Annotated in this window: 16 protein-coding genes; 9 read left to right on the top strand and 7 right to left on the bottom strand. The window is 60.8% G+C overall.

Annotation, left to right across the window (positions count from 1 at the left end; all coding sequences use genetic code 11):
• Positions 1-374: 374 nt before the first annotated feature.
• Both OF122_RS09650 and OF122_RS09645 read right to left on the bottom strand, forming a co-directional pair.
• Positions 375-1,745, bottom strand: coding sequence for a PleD family two-component system response regulator (locus OF122_RS09650; RefSeq protein ID WP_264227548.1), 1,371 nt, complete (start codon positions 1,743-1,745; stop codon positions 375-377).
• Between the two features lie 42 nt (positions 1,746-1,787).
• Positions 1,788-2,162: a response regulator gene (locus OF122_RS09645; RefSeq protein ID WP_264227547.1), complete on the bottom strand. Its 375-nt coding sequence runs from the start codon at positions 2,160-2,162 to the stop codon at positions 1,788-1,790.
• A gap of 100 nt (positions 2,163-2,262) precedes the next feature.
• On the opposite strand from OF122_RS09645, the gene OF122_RS09640 reads away from it, so the two are divergent.
• From OF122_RS09640 to OF122_RS09615, 6 genes are all read left to right on the top strand, one after another.
• Positions 2,263-2,538 carry a DUF3572 domain-containing protein gene (locus tag OF122_RS09640; protein WP_264227546.1) on the top strand — a complete coding sequence of 92 codons (276 nt, stop codon included), beginning with the start codon at positions 2,263-2,265 and terminating at the stop codon, positions 2,536-2,538.
• Between the two features lie 4 nt (positions 2,539-2,542).
• Positions 2,543-3,871, top strand: coding sequence for a DNA polymerase IV (locus OF122_RS09635; protein ID WP_264227545.1), 1,329 nt, complete (start codon positions 2,543-2,545; stop codon positions 3,869-3,871).
• Positions 3,846-4,298, top strand: a complete 453-nt coding sequence (locus OF122_RS09630) for a RidA family protein (RefSeq protein WP_264227544.1) — start codon at positions 3,846-3,848, stop codon at positions 4,296-4,298. The genes OF122_RS09635 and OF122_RS09630 overlap by 26 nt, the downstream gene beginning before the upstream one ends.
• A gap of 32 nt (positions 4,299-4,330) precedes the next feature.
• Positions 4,331-5,080 (top strand): glycerophosphodiester phosphodiesterase family protein, encoded by a 750-nt coding sequence (locus OF122_RS09625; RefSeq protein WP_264227543.1) that lies wholly within the window; start codon positions 4,331-4,333, stop codon positions 5,078-5,080.
• Positions 5,077-6,237, top strand: coding sequence for a GNAT family N-acetyltransferase (locus tag OF122_RS09620; RefSeq protein ID WP_264227542.1), 1,161 nt, complete (start codon positions 5,077-5,079; stop codon positions 6,235-6,237). Before OF122_RS09625 ends, OF122_RS09620 begins: the two co-directional genes overlap by 4 nt.
• Positions 6,238-6,298: 61 nt before the next feature.
• Positions 6,299-6,718 carry an HIT family protein gene (locus OF122_RS09615; RefSeq protein WP_264227541.1) on the top strand — a complete coding sequence of 140 codons (420 nt, stop codon included), beginning with the start codon at positions 6,299-6,301 and terminating at the stop codon, positions 6,716-6,718.
• A 172-nt stretch (positions 6,719-6,890) separates the two neighbouring features.
• Here OF122_RS09615 and clpA read toward each other — a convergent pair whose 3' ends face one another.
• Entirely contained in the window at positions 6,891-9,272 is a 2,382-nt protein-coding gene (gene clpA, locus OF122_RS09610) for an ATP-dependent Clp protease ATP-binding subunit ClpA (RefSeq protein WP_319019402.1), read from the bottom strand.
• Between the two features lie 12 nt (positions 9,273-9,284).
• A complete protein-coding gene (gene clpS, locus OF122_RS09605; RefSeq protein WP_264227540.1) occupies positions 9,285-9,701 on the bottom strand; it encodes an ATP-dependent Clp protease adapter ClpS in 417 nt (138 codons plus the stop codon).
• A 285-nt stretch (positions 9,702-9,986) separates the two neighbouring features.
• Here clpS and OF122_RS09600 point away from each other — a divergent pair, with 285 nt between their 5' ends.
• The 3 genes from OF122_RS09600 to OF122_RS09590 all read left to right on the top strand — a co-directional run bounded on the left by OF122_RS09600 (position 9,987) and on the right by OF122_RS09590 (position 12,736).
• Positions 9,987-11,555 (top strand): serine hydrolase, encoded by a 1,569-nt coding sequence (locus tag OF122_RS09600; RefSeq protein WP_264227539.1) that lies wholly within the window; start codon positions 9,987-9,989, stop codon positions 11,553-11,555.
• A gap of 56 nt (positions 11,556-11,611) precedes the next feature.
• Positions 11,612-11,893, top strand: a complete 282-nt coding sequence (locus OF122_RS09595; protein WP_264227538.1) for a hypothetical protein — start codon at positions 11,612-11,614, stop codon at positions 11,891-11,893.
• 63 nt (positions 11,894-11,956) lie between these two features.
• Positions 11,957-12,736, top strand: a complete 780-nt coding sequence (locus OF122_RS09590; RefSeq protein ID WP_264227537.1) for an SDR family oxidoreductase — start codon at positions 11,957-11,959, stop codon at positions 12,734-12,736.
• Between the two features lie 8 nt (positions 12,737-12,744).
• Here the strand turns inward: OF122_RS09590 and OF122_RS09585 are convergent, their stop codons facing one another.
• The 3 genes from OF122_RS09585 to OF122_RS09575 all read right to left on the bottom strand — a co-directional run bounded on the left by OF122_RS09585 (position 12,745) and on the right by OF122_RS09575 (position 14,723).
• A complete protein-coding gene (locus tag OF122_RS09585; RefSeq protein WP_264227536.1) occupies positions 12,745-13,617 on the bottom strand; it encodes a division plane positioning ATPase MipZ in 873 nt (290 codons plus the stop codon).
• 184 nt (positions 13,618-13,801) lie between these two features.
• Entirely contained in the window at positions 13,802-14,203 is a 402-nt protein-coding gene (locus tag OF122_RS09580) for a PRC-barrel domain-containing protein (RefSeq protein ID WP_264227535.1), read from the bottom strand.
• Between the two features lie 97 nt (positions 14,204-14,300).
• Entirely contained in the window at positions 14,301-14,723 is a 423-nt protein-coding gene (locus OF122_RS09575) for a DUF1489 family protein (protein ID WP_264227534.1), read from the bottom strand.
• Positions 14,724-15,002: the final 279 nt, after the last annotated feature.

The following is a 15,002-nucleotide window of genomic DNA, read 5'->3' as shown; positions in this document are numbered from 1 at the left end:
TTTAAGATTCCAGAAGCGATTGCGTTCCCGATTTGGCCTTCGCGCGGTTACACCCGACCCGGCAATTCCATGCCTTCGGCGCGCGTGAAACACGGCATTTGATGCGGTCGAGATGAGGTGGGGGTTGGCTGACCCGGTCCGGTTTGTCGAAGAGGCCACTCTTGTCCGATACCGGGCCAGCCGCCCTACGGGATCAGGAGTTGCGGCGGACCTGAAAAACCGTAGGGATTTGTACTGGACGGGATTGCGTGAACGCGTCCGTCTCAGTGCTGGCAACCTACTCCGCGCCCAGCCGAACGCCAAGCATTCCAGGGCCGTTCAGCTCCGGTTTTGCCATTAATAATGAAAGGTTAACCTTACCGCCGCCGCCCCGATCAGGCTGCGTCGTGCACCACGCGGTTGCGTCCGGCACGTTTGGCCCTGTAGAGCGCGATATCGGCCCGCTTGACGACCGATTCGGGCGTATCGTTATCGTGATCGTTCAGCGCAAGCCCGGCGCTGACGGTAATGCTGAGCGGCCTGTCGGCTCCGACCCGAAACCCTTCATCGGCAATCGCACTGCGCACACGTTCGGCAACGCCCTGGGCCGCCCGCATGTCGGTGTCGGGCATGACCACCACGAACTCTTCCCCACCGAACCGGCAGGCCAGATCGACGCCCCGGATGTTGCGCTGCAACCGTGTGGCAAACTCCTTGAGGACGGCATCGCCCACATCGTGCCCATAGGTGTCGTTGACCGGCTTGAAATAATCGATATCGAGCAGCATCACCGCCATATCGCGATCCTGCTCCTGCGCCTTGTTGAGCACCATCGCCAGATGCCGCTCGAAATAGCGCCGGTTATAGAGCCCGGTCAGCTCATCGATCACCGCCATGGCCATTGTCGAATTGAGGCTCTCGCGCAATTCGACCGTATAGCGCTGGCGACGGATCTGGGTCTTGACCCGCGCCGAAAGCTCGTGGCGCTCTATGGGCCGCATGATGAAATCATTGACCCCGAGGTCGAGCGCCTTGACCACCTGCGGGCGGTCCTTTTCCTCGGCAACAAGGATGATGGGAACAGAGCGGGTCTGATCGACGGTGCGAATCTGGGAACAGATGCGCAGCGGATCGAAACCTTCCAGAGCCATCGAAACAATGGCGAGCTCGAACTCCCCGCCCGACATCTGGAACACCGCTTCCGAGGGGTCGGACAGAATCGTGACCTTGTGGGAATTGCGCAGATATGCCTCGACGCGCTCGGCTCGCCCCCGTTCGGTGTCGATGACCAGAATCCGGCCGGCATCGACGGGAATGCCGAACTCGGTGCGCGCCGTGTCTTCCAGTGCCAGTTCGTGGCTGGTGCGCGTGCGGGCGCGCAATTCGTCACCCAACCCCTTGAGGCGGGCCAGGCTCTTCACTCGCGCCAGCAGCTGAACATCGTCGACCGGCTTGGTCAGAAAGTCGTCGGCACCGGCTTCAAGGCCGCGCACGCGGTCCGAAGGCTGATCGAGGGCGGTGATCATGACGACGGGGATATGGGCCGTTGCAGCGTCGCGCTTGAGAATCTGACAGCAGGCAAATCCGTCCATCTCCGGCATCATCACATCGAGCAGGACGATATCGATGTCCTGGCTGCGGCAAATTTCGATCGCTTGGGCGCCGGAGGCGGCCGTCACAACGTCGAAATACTCGGCGAGCAGGCGCGCCTCGAGCAATTTCACATTGGTGGGAATGTCATCAACGATGAGCACTCGTGCAGTCACGGCGCGCGTCCCTTCGGCCCTGAATGAAGATTTGCTTTCTGGCTATTCGGCCTTGCCAATATAGCCTTCAATCGTTTCCAAAAAGTGAGGCACCGAAATGGGTTTCGAGATGTAACCCTCACATCCCCCCGACAGGATGCGCTCTTCGTCGCCCTTCATGGCAAAGGCGGTAACCGCGATCACCGGAATGTGGGCAAGGTCATCGTCTTCCTTGAGCCATTTGGTGACCACAAGCCCCGACACTTCGGGAAGCTGGATGTCCATCAGGATCAGATCGGGACGGTGCTCACGCGCCAACTCCAGCGCCTCCAGCCCATTGCGGGTCTGGACGGTATCGTATCCACGGGATTCGAGCAGGTCGTGAAAGAGCTTCATGTTAAGCTCATTGTCTTCCACGATCATGACGGTCTTTGCCATCGCACCTCGCCCGGCACCCGCGATCGGGTGCTTTGAGTTGTCATTGCTTTGCGCTAACAGCAATGTGTTACGAAACAAGAAATAAGCTGAGTCTGGCACCGTGCGCGATAGGGTCGATACCGCAGAGCTTGTGTCCGTTGGCGATGCCTGCCTCACCTGGCTTGCGGCCGACGTGAACGAACTCGAGCGCTTCATGGCGCTGGCCGGCTATTCGCCGCAACGCCTGCGGGAATCGGTGGGCACACGGGGGCTGGCCGAGGGCCTTGTCGATTATTTCGGACGCAACGAATCCCTGCTTCTGGCCATGTGCGCCAATGCCGGCCTGGACGTGAATCGCGTCATGCGGCTGTGGCACGGCCTCAACCCGCAGAGTTGACGCGATGCCCGTCGGCGGACATCTGTGCCGCGATTGCTTTGCGACAGGGCAAGGCCCAAAGGCTCCCGACCGCTGCGCCAAATGCGGATCGCCCCGCATCCTGGCCCATCCCGAGCTGTTTTCCCTTTCCATCGCCCACATCGATTGCGATGCCTTTTATGCCTCGGTCGAAAAGCGGGACGATCCCTCCCTGATCGACAAGCCATTGATCGTCGGCGGCGGGCAGCGCGGCGTCGTCGCCACATGCTGCTACATTGCCCGCATGAGCGGCGTGAAATCGGCAATGCCGATGTTTCAGGCGAAACGCCTCTGCCCGCAGGGCGTCATCATCAAGCCCGACATGGCCAAATATGTCGGCGTCAGCCGCCAGATCCGCACGTTGATGGATTCGCTGACCCCTCTCGTCCAGCCGCTCTCCATCGATGAAGCGTTTCTCGATCTGTCCGGCACCGAAAAGGTGCACAAGGCTGCGCCGGCGGTTTCGCTGGCCCGGCTGGCCAAGCGGATCGAGGACGAGATCGGCGTTACCATTTCGATCGGCCTGAGCCACAACAAGTTCCTCGCCAAGATCGCCTCCGAGCTCGACAAGCCGCGCGGCTTTGCGATCATCGGCGAGGCCGAAACCGTATCGCTGCTGGCCCAAAAGCCCATCACCGTGATTTTCGGCGTCGGCAAGGTCATGGCCGAAACGCTGCGCAAGGACGGCCTCGTCACCATCGGCCAGCTTCAGCAGCGCTCGCCCGAAGATCTCATGCGCCGCTATGGCGAAATGGGGGCGCGACTGGCCAAGCTGGCGCGCGGCGAAGATTATCGGCGTGTTTCGATCGACCGCGAAACCAAATCGGTGAGCACCGAGACAACATTCTTCGCCGACCTTTCCGACTTCGAGTCCCTCTCTACCGCCCTGCTCTCCTTATGCGAGCGGCTCTCCGAACGGCTCAAGAAACAGCAACTGGTCGGCGATACCGTCACCATCAAGCTCAAGACCGCGGGCTTCAAATCCCGGACCCGCGCCCAGCACATCATGCTGCCCACCCAGCTCGCCACGACGCTCTATGAAACCGGCGTGAAACTGCTGGCCCGCGAAGTGGACGGCACGGCCTTTCGCCTGCTGGGGATCGGTGTTACCGGTCTCGAGGCCGCCACCGGCATCGATCCGGTCGATCTGATCGAACCCGAGATCGCCCGCAAGGCGGCCGCCGAGCGGGCCATGGACAAGGTGCGCGACAAATACGGCCGCGAAGCCCTGGTGCGCGGCAAACTCTACCGCCAGTCGAAAACCACAAAGATCAAACCGGAGAGCGACGATGACGATCGAACAGAAACTCAATGATCTGGGCTACACACTGCCCACCCCATCGGCCCCTGCAGCCAGCTATGTCCCGGTGCGCCAGTCGGGCAAGCTGCTGTTTGTATCCGGCCAGCTTTCCCAGGGACCCGATGGGCTCATCAAGGGCTGCCTTGGCAAAGATGTCGACGTAGCCGCCGGGCAGAAGGCTGCCGAGCTCTGCGCCATCAACATTCTGGCCCAGGTCAATACCGTCGTGGCGCTGTCCCAGGTCAAGGCCATCCAGAAACTGACAGTCCTCGTTGCCTCGACACCCGATTTCAACGAGCAGCATATCGTTGCCAATGGGGCTTCAGATCTGTTCATAAAACTGTTGGGCGACACGGGTAAGCACGCCCGCGCTGCGTTTGGCGTAGCCTCCCTTCCCCTTGGCGCTGCCGTCGAAATCGACGCCATCATCGAGATCGAATAGCCGCCCCTTTTTCTGCTTACCATTCAGGCCCCATGACCGACTTTCCCTTCAACCGCCCCATCGCCCATCGCGGCTTTCACGACAAAGCCAACGGCATCATCGAAAATTCCCGATCGGCCTTCGCGGCGGCGATAAATCGCGGTTTTGCCATCGAATGTGACGTGCAGCTGACCCAGGACGGAGAAGCAGTGGTCTTTCATGACAAGGACCTGGCGCGGTTGACTGGCCAGGACGGTCTGGTTTCCGAGATGACGGCCCAGGCACTATGCGCGCTGCCGCTCACCGGCAGCGCCAGTGGCGACACCCCGATCCGCTTTGCCGAGTTTCTCGCGGGCATTGCCGGGCAAGTGGGTCTGGTCGTCGAGATCAAGCAGCAGGAATATCCCGAGCAAACCCGGCTGCTGGCCGAAAAGGTCTTTTCCGAAATCGCCGAATACGCAGGCCCGCTCGCCTTCAAATCCTTCGACCCTCTGGCGCTCAGCGTCCTGCACCAGAAGGGCTATCGCGGGCCGCTGGGCATCATCACCTACGACTACAAGAGCCACGCCGATCACCTCCAGGGCGCGCAGAAATTTGTTCTGCGCAATACCTTGCACAGGGCCGCCTCGCACTTCACATTCATATCATGTGAACGTACCGCATTGACGGCCCCGATGATCCGCCTGCGCCGGGCATTCGGCATCAAGGTGATGACTTGGACGGTGCGCTCCAAAGCCGAAGCGGAAGCGGCGTTACAGCACGCCGACCAGATAGTGTTTGAAGGATTCGATCCCGAAGCGTGAGTGAAAATTCCGAACTGACGATCTCGGTTCATCCAACCACCGCCTCCATCCCCTCCACGACTTGGAATGCTCTTGCATCCTGTGGTGGAGGAAAGCCCGGCAATCCGTTTCTTGAACACGCGTTTTTCTTGGCACTCGAGGAGTCAGGATGCGCCACCGGCGCAACCGGCTGGCAGCCCCAGCACATCCTGATTTCGCGCGGCGACGAGCCCGTCGGGCTGATGCCGCTATTTCTCAAATCGCACTCGATGGGCGAATACGTCTTCGATCACGCCTGGGCCGATGCCATCCAGCGGGCCGGGGGAAACTACTACCCAAAGCTGCAGTCCTCGGTGCCGTTCACCCCGGCCAGCGCGCCGAAACTGCTGACGGCAGACGGCAGCGCAGATACCCAGACGCTGCTGCTGCAAGCGTCCGAGGCGCTGGCCGAGCGGCTCGGCGCATCATCGGTCCACGCGACCTTCGTGACCAGCGACGAAGAAGCCATCGCCGCCAGCGCGAATTGGTTGGTGCGCCACGACACCCAGTTTCACTGGACCAATGATGGGTTCAAGACGTTCGACGATTTCCTCGACACGCTGCAATCACGCAAGCGCAAGGCCATCCGCCGCGAGCGCCGCGAAGCGCTGATTGACGGCATCACCTGCGAATGGGTGACCGGGAGCGATCTGACCGAAACGCACTGGGACGCCTTTTATGAGTTCTATATGGACACCGGCGCCCGCAAATGGGGCCGACCTTACCTCAACCGCGAATTTTTCTCGCGCATCACCGAAACCATGGCCGAAAGCATTGTTCTGATGCTTGCCCGCGACGGTGCCGACTATATTGCCGGCGCGCTCAATTTCCTTGGTGCGGACACGCTTTACGGGCGCAACTGGGGCGCCATTCGGGAGGTGCCGTTCCTCCATTTCGAGCTCTGCTACTATCAGGCCATCGATTTCGCCATAGCGCACGGCCTGACGCGCGTCGAGGCGGGTGCTCAGGGCCAGCACAAGCTGGCGCGCGGCTATGCCCCCGCAACCACACGTTCAATCCATCACATCGTCCACCCCGGCCTTCGCCGCGCCGTTGCCGAATATCTCGAGGACGAGCGCAGATATATCGACCTGCACAATCAGGAACTGGCTGACTACACGCCCTTCCGCAAGGGTTAGCGGGGTTTGTTCCTGATCGCCGTTCGGCTATAGCTCGGATTGAAAAGCAAGGGAGCGTGTTATGACTGCTTACGATCCGGACAATATCTTCGGCAAGATCCTCAAGGGCGAAATCCCGAGCCACAAGGTCTATGAGGACGACAATACGCTGGCCTTCATGGACGTAATGCCCCAATCGCGCGGGCATACGCTTGTCATTCCCAAGACCGGCTCACGCAATCTGTTCGACGCCGAGCCTCAGGTGCTGGCCAATCTGATCCAGAAAACCCAGAGGGTCGCGAAAGCCGTCATGACCGCCATGGATGCCGACGGACTGCGCCTCGCCCAATTCAATGAAGCCCCCGCCGGACAGACCGTATTCCATCTCCATTTCCACATCATTCCCATGTACGAGGGCGTTCCGCTCCGCCCCCACACCGGCGAAATGGCCGATCAGGACGAACTGGCCGCCCAGGCGGAAAAGATCCGCGCCGCGTTCTGAACATTTGTGGATAACTTTGGGAACAGTGGGGATAACTCTGAGGATAAGTTCGGGGAAAACCTCAACAAAAAGGCCGGTCGCGAGACCGGCCTTTTTCATAGTTTCCAGAGCGCTGTCAGAAAAAGTTCCAGATTTTTTCGGCTCGACCGCGCAGCCTAGCAAGAAACCTCGATCAGGTGTTCTGCTCGGCGTCCTTGGGCTTGGACTTCCGGGCCGGCTTCTTGCCGCCCTTGGGTCCGGTGATGGCCTTTGGCCGTGCCGGACGCGGGGGAACCGAGACCAGTTCGAGCCGCGCTTCGCTGCCCTCGCCGACCACGATCACCTTCACCGATCCGCCCTTCTGCAACAGACCGAACAGCACTTCTTCGGCCAGTGGCTTCTTGACGTATTCCTGGATCACCCGACCAAGCGGGCGTGCGCCCATCTTTTCGTCGTAGCCGCGGGCCGCCAGCCAATCGGAGGCCTCGGGCGTCAGCTCGATGGTGATGCCACGCTCGGCAAGCTGGCCCTCGAGCTGAAGGATGAACTTCTCCACGACCCGGTTGACCGTCGACGGCGGCAGCGGCGCGAACGAGATGATCGCATCGAGCCGGTTGCGGAACTCCGGCGTGAACATCCGGTTGATCGCTTCCTCGTCGTCGCCTTCCTGGCGCACCCGGCCAAAGCCGATGGGCGATTTCGCCAGTTCGGTCGCACCCACGTTCGACGTCATGATCAGGATGACGTTGCGGAAATCGACCTGCTTGCCCGAATGATCGGTCAGCTTGCCGTGATCCATGACCTGCAGAAGGATATTGAACAGGTCCGGATGGGCTTTTTCGATCTCGTCGAGCAGCAACACACAGTGCGGATGCTGGTCGACGCCATCGGTCATCAACCCGCCCTGGTCGAACCCGACATAACCCGGAGGCGCGCCGATCAGCCGCGAAACGGTGTGACGCTCCATGTATTCGGACATGTCGAAGCGCAAAAGCTCCACCCCGAGCGTATCGGCGAGTTGCTTGGCCACCTCGGTCTTGCCCACACCCGTCGGGCCCGTAAACATATACGAACCGATGGGCTTTTCGGGCTCACGCAACCCGGCTCGCGCCAGCTTGATCGCCGACGAGAGGGCGTCGATGGCCTTGTCCTGGCCGAACACAACGCGCTTGAGATTGGCTTCGAGATTGCCCAGAAGCTCGGTGTCGGACTTGGAAACCGATTTCGGTGGAATCCGCGCAATCGTCGCCACGGTCGCCTCGATATCCTCGACGCCGATGGTCTTCTTGCGCTTGTCCTCGGTCACCAGCATCTGCCGGGCACCCGTCTCGTCGACCACGTCGATGGCCTTGTCAGGCAGCTTGCGGTCGTTGATATAACGGGCCGAAAGCTCGACGGCGGCCTTGATGGCGTCATCGGTATATTTGAGCTTGTGGTAATCCTCGAAATAGGGCCGCAGGCCCTTCATGATCTCGATGGCATCGGGGATCGTGGGCTCGTTGACGTCGATCTTCTGGAACCGGCGCACCAGCGCCCGATCCTTCTCAAAGAACTGACGATACTCCTTGTAGGTGGTCGAGCCGATGCAGCGGATCGCTCCCGAAGCCAGAGCAGGCTTGAGGAGATTCGAAGCATCCAGCGCTCCGCCAGAGGTTGCCCCCGCGCCGATCACCGTATGGATCTCGTCGATGAAAAGAACCACATTGTCCTTTTTTTCGAGCTCTTTCATGATCGCCTTGAGGCGTTCCTCGAAATCGCCGCGATAGCGCGTGCCCGCCAGAAGCGAGCCCATATCGAGCGCATAGATCACAGCGGTTTCAAGTACCTCGGGAACATCGCCCTCGACGATCCGGCGGGCCAGACCTTCGGCGATGGCCGTCTTGCCCACGCCGGGATCGCCCACATAAAGCGGGTTGTTCTTGGACCGGCGGCAAAGCACCTGAATGGTGCGTTCGAGCTCGATACCCCGCCCGATCAGCGGATCGATCTTGCCGGCACGCGCCTTCTCATTGAGGTTGACGCAGAAATCGGCAAGCGCCGAACTCTGCTGCGGCCCGCTCCCGCCGCGCTCCTGCTCGCCCTCGAATCCCGGCCCGCCTTCTTCCGCGCCGCGCACGGGCCGATCGGCATTGCGCCCGGATTTGGCGATCCCATGGGAAATGAAGTTGACGGCGTCGAGCCGGGTCATGTCCTGCTGCTCAAGGAAATAGGCAGCGTGGCTTTCGCGCTCGGCAAAGATTGCCACGAGCACGTTTGCCCCGGTCACTTCCTCGCGGCCGGACGATTGAACGTGGATCACCGCGCGCTGAATGACGCGCTGAAACGCGGCCGTCGGACGGGCGTCCTGGCCGTTGGGCACAACGAGGCTGTCGAGTTCCTCGTCGATGAATTCTTCGAGATCGGCCCTAAGCGACTCGATATCGACATCGCAGCCGGTCAAAACCGAAATCGTGTCGCGATCCTCGGTCAGCGCCAGCAGCAGGTGCTCGAGGGTCGCAAACTCATGGCTGCGCTCCCGAGCCAAATTCATGGCCTGATGCAACGCCTTTTCGAGACCGCGAGAGAATGAAGGCATGTTGGTCCTATCCTATTGCTTTTCCATCACGCATTGCAGCGGATGCTGGTTTCGGCGCGCGGCATCCATGACGTTGGTAACCTTGGTTTCGGCCACCTCGTATGGATAAACCCCGCATTCCCCCACACCTTGATTATGGACGCTCAGCATAATGCGCGTCGCATCCTCCCGGGACTTGTTGAAGACCTCTTCTAAAATGAGGATGACGAACTCCATGGGCGTGTAGTCGTCATTGAGCAGCAGAACCCGATAAAGGCTCGGCTTTTTCGTCTTCGTTCTGGTCTTGGTTGCGACCCCGGTCTGGCCGGCGCCCTCGTCCCGCTTGTTGTCGTCATCTCCCGGGCCGGCCGAGATCGCAGGCAGCGTGTCACGCCGCGCGCAAACACCACCGCCATGCGGCAGTTCCAGACCGGTAGAAGGGGCAGACATTAGCACGGCTCTTTCGTCCCAAATCAGAAAGGCAAGATGGCCCCATTATGTAGGCAAAATCTCGGCCATGTTAAGGGGCGAAAAACCGATCAATCAGGTGTGATCGCCCGACACGGTTTTTGCTTCAAGTTTTAAGCACTTTACGGATTTGTAACTGCATCGGCCTAAAGTGCCTGCAAGTTGGAGTTTCCGGCGCGCCATCGGGGGACGGGCGCGCGGCAATTCAAGAGTAGAGTACCGGTGCGGCGTTTTTCGTACCGATTGAGTAAAGAGTTGGAGTATCGGGTGCCGACCCTTCTGCGTATCGATTCCGCACGCGTCCCATTTGTGCGCTTTTTTCTCACGGTTCTGATCGCGGCGATGGCCTTTGCCGCCGTTTCGGCTCCGGCGGCAGCGCAAAGCGTCCCGCGCGCCTATGCCGGTATCGCCGTCGACGCCAAGACCGGCCAGGTCCTCTATCAGGACAATGCCAACGATCTGCGTTATCCCGCCTCGCTCACCAAGGTGATGACGCTCTATATCCTTTTCCAGGAACTCGAAGCCGGCCGCCTCAGCCTCGACAGCAAGCTTACGGTTTCCGCCCACGCCGCTGCCGCCGTCCCCACCAAGCTCTACGTGCAGCGCGGATCGACCATCAGCGTCGAAAACGCCATCAAGGCGCTGGTCACCCTTTCGGCCAACGACGTCGCCCGGGTCATTGGCGAGAACATCTCCGGCACTGAAAGCAAGTTCGGCGAGCGCATGACTCAGACGGCGCGCGCCTTGGGCATGAGCCGCACGACGTACAAGAACGCCTCTGGCCTTCCAGACAGCGGCCAGGTCACAACCGCGGCCGATCAGGCCACCCTGGCGCGCGCCGTCTATCTGCATTTCCCCCACTATTACGAATATTTCCAGACCCGCAGCTTCACCTACGGCTCCAAGACGTATGGCAACCACAATGCGCTGCTGGGCCAGAACGGCGTCGATGGCATCAAGACCGGCTATATCAATGCGTCGGGCTATAATCTGATGACCGCCGCCCGCTCGGGCAACCGCCATATTGTGGTGATCGGACTGGGGTTCAACACCGGCGCGGCCCGCAACGCCCGCGTCGCCGAACTGGTGCGCACCTACCTGCCCAAGGCCCGCCAGGGCGACTATTGGCGCGAAGCGATGATCCCGCGCCCCACCTTGCTGGGCAATGGTATTGCCGTGGCCTCCGCAGGTGCCGCCGTGCCGCTTAACCGCCTGCCGCCCGGTCGCCCCGTCAGTCTTCTCCCGGTCATCACCGAGGAACAGGCCATTCAGGTGGCTTCGCTCAGCCAGGACGCGCCCACCCCGGCGTCCAACGAGCCCGAAACCATCCCCTTCCAGATCGTATCGGCGGACGATATTCCGTCCCGCCCGGGCGATAACGCCCTCGATCAGGCGACCTATGTCGCAACCGGCGTCATGCCCTCCGAGGCACCGGTCTATCCCGCCGACGACCCGATCGGCGCCTGGATCGCCGAATCGCTCCAGCTCGGCCCGCAATCGGGACAGATCCTCGTGCCGCCCGCCCCGATCGCACGTCCGGACGGGCTGTCGCTCGACACCATGAGCACCAACAGCGCGGCGACCGTTCCCGCCGGCGGCTGGGTGGTTCAGGTCGGTGCCGCTGACAGCGAAGGCAATGCCCAGCAACTGCTGAGCCAAGCCACCCAGACATACGACCAGCTCGCAAATCTGCGCGGCTACGTCGAAACCTTCGAGCGCAACGGCGTTCTCTATTATCGCGCCCGTTTCGCCGGCTTTGCCGACCGCACCCAGGCCAGAACGACCTGCGATGCGCTTTCCGAAGCCTCGATCAACTGCCTCACGGTCCAGGGGTAGCGACCAGAACGACCGCACAGTCTTCGACAATTGGCGCAGATGTATGGAGTAGCCCAATGAGCGAAATGACCCGACTTTCTGAGCTTGGCCAGTTCCAGCCCCGCTCGCCACTCGCCTCGGATGACGACGCGGTTCGCGCGGAATCCCTGCGTCTGCTGGCGCGCGGCCTTGGAGAAAACAAGCCCGTGCACCGGCGTATGTCCGACATGCTGTCAGTCGTTCTGGCACTGTCGTCGCGCACGCGCCGCATGGTTCTGCCCAAGGTGTCGGTCGATATCGACGTCTTCAGTCCCGCCGGCCGTCGCGCTCTGCGCATGTACATGCCCCAGGAAGACTGACCAACCGGACGGAACCGCCCGTCTTTGCTGGCGTTGCCTTGGGTATCGGCAACGGAGGCAGACATGGCACTTGAAGGCAGAATTGCATTGGTCACCGGGGGCGGCTCCGGTTTGGGCCGGGCCAGCGCCCTCAAGCTGGCCGCCGAAGGCGCAGACATTGCCCTGCTTAGCCGCACGATGGAAGAGGTGGACGCCGTCTGCCTCGAAATCACCCGACTGGGGCGCAAGGCCCTGCCCCTCTATGCCGACATATCCGACGTCGCCGACATGCAGGCAGCGTTCGATCAGATCACCGAAACCTTCGGGCGGCTCGATATCGTCTTTGCCAATGCCGGAATCAACGGCACCTGGGCGCCGCTCGAGGAGCTGACGGTCGAAGACTGGGACAAGACCAACGCCGTCAACCTGCGCGGCACGTTCCTCACACTCCATCACGCCGTCCCGCTGATGAAGGAACACGGCGGCTCGATCATCATCACCTCTTCGATCAACGGCACCCGCACATTCACCACGGCCGGCGCTTCGGCCTATTCGACCACCAAGGCCGGTCAACTGGCGCTGACCCAGATGGCCGCGCTCGAGTTGGCCAAGCACCGCATCCGCGTCAACGCCATCTGCCCCGGCGCCATCGAAAGCCAGATAGATCAGAACACCGAACAGCGTAACGTGGAAATGGCGGCAGAGCCTGCCTACTACCCCGACGGCGATATCCCGCTCACGGATGGAAAGCCGGGCAAGGCCGAAGAAATTGCCGATCTCGTCTGTTTCTTGAGCTCGGACTCTTCGCGACACATCACCGGCACGCCCATCTGGATCGACGGGGCGCAGTCACTGCTCGTCTGAAAAAGGACCTAAACCGTTCCGGCCAGCACCCGCTGGCCGCGCTGCGCCGGTTGCGCCTCGCTCCGGCGCTTGCCAGAGAGATTAAGAGCGTCGAGCAACAGCCGGTATTCCTGGCGCGCGCCGATATGGCTCATGGTCGGCGCTCCACCCAGAGCGTCTTCGTCGAGCGGATCGAAAACCGTCATGCCGATCGGAAACAGCGACCGGAAAATCACGCGCTCGGCAATGCCATCCGCGACGCGGCATCCGACGCGGTCGGCAACGTTTTCCAGCCCCGTCCGCACCAGCCGCGTGTTGCGCGAGTTGAGCGTGGAAATGCGGTTGCGCACCATCAGCCAGTCGATTGTGCGCCCGTCGATGGCCAGACGCTCGCGGCGTGATCGCTGGACGAGGCGCGTATAATGGCCCAATTCGATCAAGGTTCCGCTGTCAGGCTCAACCTTGGCGATGACATCGAGATCGATCAGGCTGTCGTTGAGCGGTGTAATCAGCGTGTCGGCCAGTGAATGGGCAATACGCGTGAGGTGGGTATCAAATCCGGGCGTATCGACGATCAGATAGTCGACGTCCCGCTCCACTTCAGCCACCGCCTGGCGGAACATTTCGAATTCCATGTCCGCATTTTTTTCGCGCGAGTCGCCTCGCCCCTGCGGCAGGTGGAAATGGGTGGAATGGGGAACCGAAAGGCCGTGGGCGCTGGACCATTCCCGGCGATTGCGCACATAGGTCGTGAGCGTATGCTGACGGCTGTCGGCATCGATGGTGGCAACACGAAAGCCTTCATAAAGCAGATGAACGGCGAGGTGAATCGCCGTGGTGGATTTACCCGAGCCACCCTTTTCATTGCCCAGAACGATGACGTGCGCGTTCGATCGCTGCATTGATTCGACTCTAACCCATGCCCCAAAAAAGCGTTGCACAGCTTGTGTGCTTCGTAAAACCCGCACAAGTGCGAATATTGCGCCTTGGGGTCAGCTTAGCTCGTATTTGATTTACATTTTATAAACGAATGGCCGGCACGCGTTTGGCGCACCGACCAGCCGAATCAAGTTCGCGGGGTGACGATCAGATCCAATATGGCGGCACGCCATAATAGGTGTAGATATCCATGGCGCGCTGACGATCGTTCCATTCGAAATCATCGTCGGCGTTGTAGCGCGGCGCGTTGTCAAGGTCCGCTTTCGAGATATCGGTGCGATAGCCGCCAAGGCTCTCGTCATAGGTCAGCTTGGCCCAGGGGATCGGATAGTGGTCGTCCCCGATGCCCAGAAAGCCGCCAAAGCTGAGAACGGCATAGCCAACCTTGCCGCTGAGCTTGTCGATCATGACCCGTTCGATGGTGCCGATCTTGTCATTGGCCAGGCTGTAAACGGCGGTGCCTTCGACCTTGTCGCTACCGATCAGATTGCCGGTTTCGCGCCTGTCGAGATCGCGGGCCCGCAAGCCGTTGTCTGTCCTCGGATCCATTGTCAGTCTCCGTTGCTGGTTGCACTGCACCGTCAACGGAATGGACTCCTGCGAGTTCCAGCCTGAAATAACTAAGGCAGGGTATCATCGGATCGGCTCAAAGAAGCCCCAGTTGGGCCAGTTCTTCGGCCATGCCTTCGGGCGGAGCGTCCTCGCCTGCCCGGGCAAGATCGGGCGGGGCGTCCTTGGGTTGCAGATAGCGCCAGCCCTGGAAAGGGCGACGCGGATAGGGCGCTGTGCGGATCAGTTCAGGCTCCATCACGATGTCGCAGCACGACCGGCCCTCCCCGTCGGTCTCAGACTTGAGGTCCGCAATCACCTGCCGCGCCCGGATCGCACCGGCAATAACCCAGTATAACGATCCCTGCCCCACGATTTCATCGGCTCTTTTGGGCATCATGCGCGTACGATGAACGTTAAGGCCATCGGGACGTCCGAACCCCTGCTCACGGCGCAGGGCCCGCCATTCGATCAATTCCTCGACCGAGGAAACGCCAACACAAAGCTTGATGATATGCATGGGGAACCACCCAAAAAGAAAATGGGGCGACCGTTTCCGGGCACCCCATTGTCGTATCTGAATCCGTCTCTTGCCGAAAGGCCGTATCAGGCGCCAGCAATGACAGAAACAATGAAACCGAGCGAGATCAAGCCGACACATGTCCAGCTTGCGGCTCGCCAGCATACGGCCTTGGATTGGCTACGCATGCAAGCTCCTTGCGCTGTTGCAAAATCGGTGAGCGCCATCTCTGTCACTCACCGGTAACGCCTAATTAACTACGCAGCGCCGGTTAAGCAA

Origin of the sequence: Pelagibacterium flavum (genome assembly GCF_025854335.1) — a bacterium.
In the GTDB taxonomy this organism is placed as follows: Bacteria; Pseudomonadota; Alphaproteobacteria; order Rhizobiales; family Devosiaceae; genus Pelagibacterium; species Pelagibacterium flavum.
The sequence above is the reverse complement of the archived record's forward strand: the minus strand, read 5'-3'. Positions and strand labels throughout refer to the sequence as shown.

What these genes read in the sequence shown, in the direction of transcription:
- OF122_RS09645 (WP_264227547.1), bottom strand. Translation starts at nt 2,162, where the DNA reads ATGGCAAAGACCGTCATGATCGTGGAAGACAATGAGCTTAACATGAAG.
- OF122_RS09635 (WP_264227545.1), top strand. Translation starts at nt 2,543, where the DNA reads ATGCCCGTCGGCGGACATCTGTGCCGCGATTGCTTTGCGACAGGGCAA.
- OF122_RS09630 (WP_264227544.1), top strand. Translation starts at nt 3,846, where the DNA reads ATGACGATCGAACAGAAACTCAATGATCTGGGCTACACACTGCCCACC.
- OF122_RS09625 (WP_264227543.1), top strand. Translation starts at nt 4,331, where the DNA reads ATGACCGACTTTCCCTTCAACCGCCCCATCGCCCATCGCGGCTTTCAC.
- OF122_RS09615 (WP_264227541.1), top strand. Translation starts at nt 6,299, where the DNA reads ATGACTGCTTACGATCCGGACAATATCTTCGGCAAGATCCTCAAGGGC.
- clpA (WP_319019402.1), bottom strand. Translation starts at nt 9,272, where the DNA reads ATGCCTTCATTCTCTCGCGGTCTCGAAAAGGCGTTGCATCAGGCCATG.
- clpS (WP_264227540.1), bottom strand. Translation starts at nt 9,701, where the DNA reads ATGTCTGCCCCTTCTACCGGTCTGGAACTGCCGCATGGCGGTGGTGTT.
- OF122_RS09595 (WP_264227538.1), top strand. Translation starts at nt 11,612, where the DNA reads ATGAGCGAAATGACCCGACTTTCTGAGCTTGGCCAGTTCCAGCCCCGC.
- OF122_RS09590 (WP_264227537.1), top strand. Translation starts at nt 11,957, where the DNA reads ATGGCACTTGAAGGCAGAATTGCATTGGTCACCGGGGGCGGCTCCGGT.
- OF122_RS09585 (WP_264227536.1), bottom strand. Translation starts at nt 13,617, where the DNA reads ATGCAGCGATCGAACGCGCACGTCATCGTTCTGGGCAATGAAAAGGGT.
- OF122_RS09580 (WP_264227535.1), bottom strand. Translation starts at nt 14,203, where the DNA reads ATGGATCCGAGGACAGACAACGGCTTGCGGGCCCGCGATCTCGACAGG.
- OF122_RS09575 (WP_264227534.1), bottom strand. Translation starts at nt 14,723, where the DNA reads ATGCATATCATCAAGCTTTGTGTTGGCGTTTCCTCGGTCGAGGAATTG.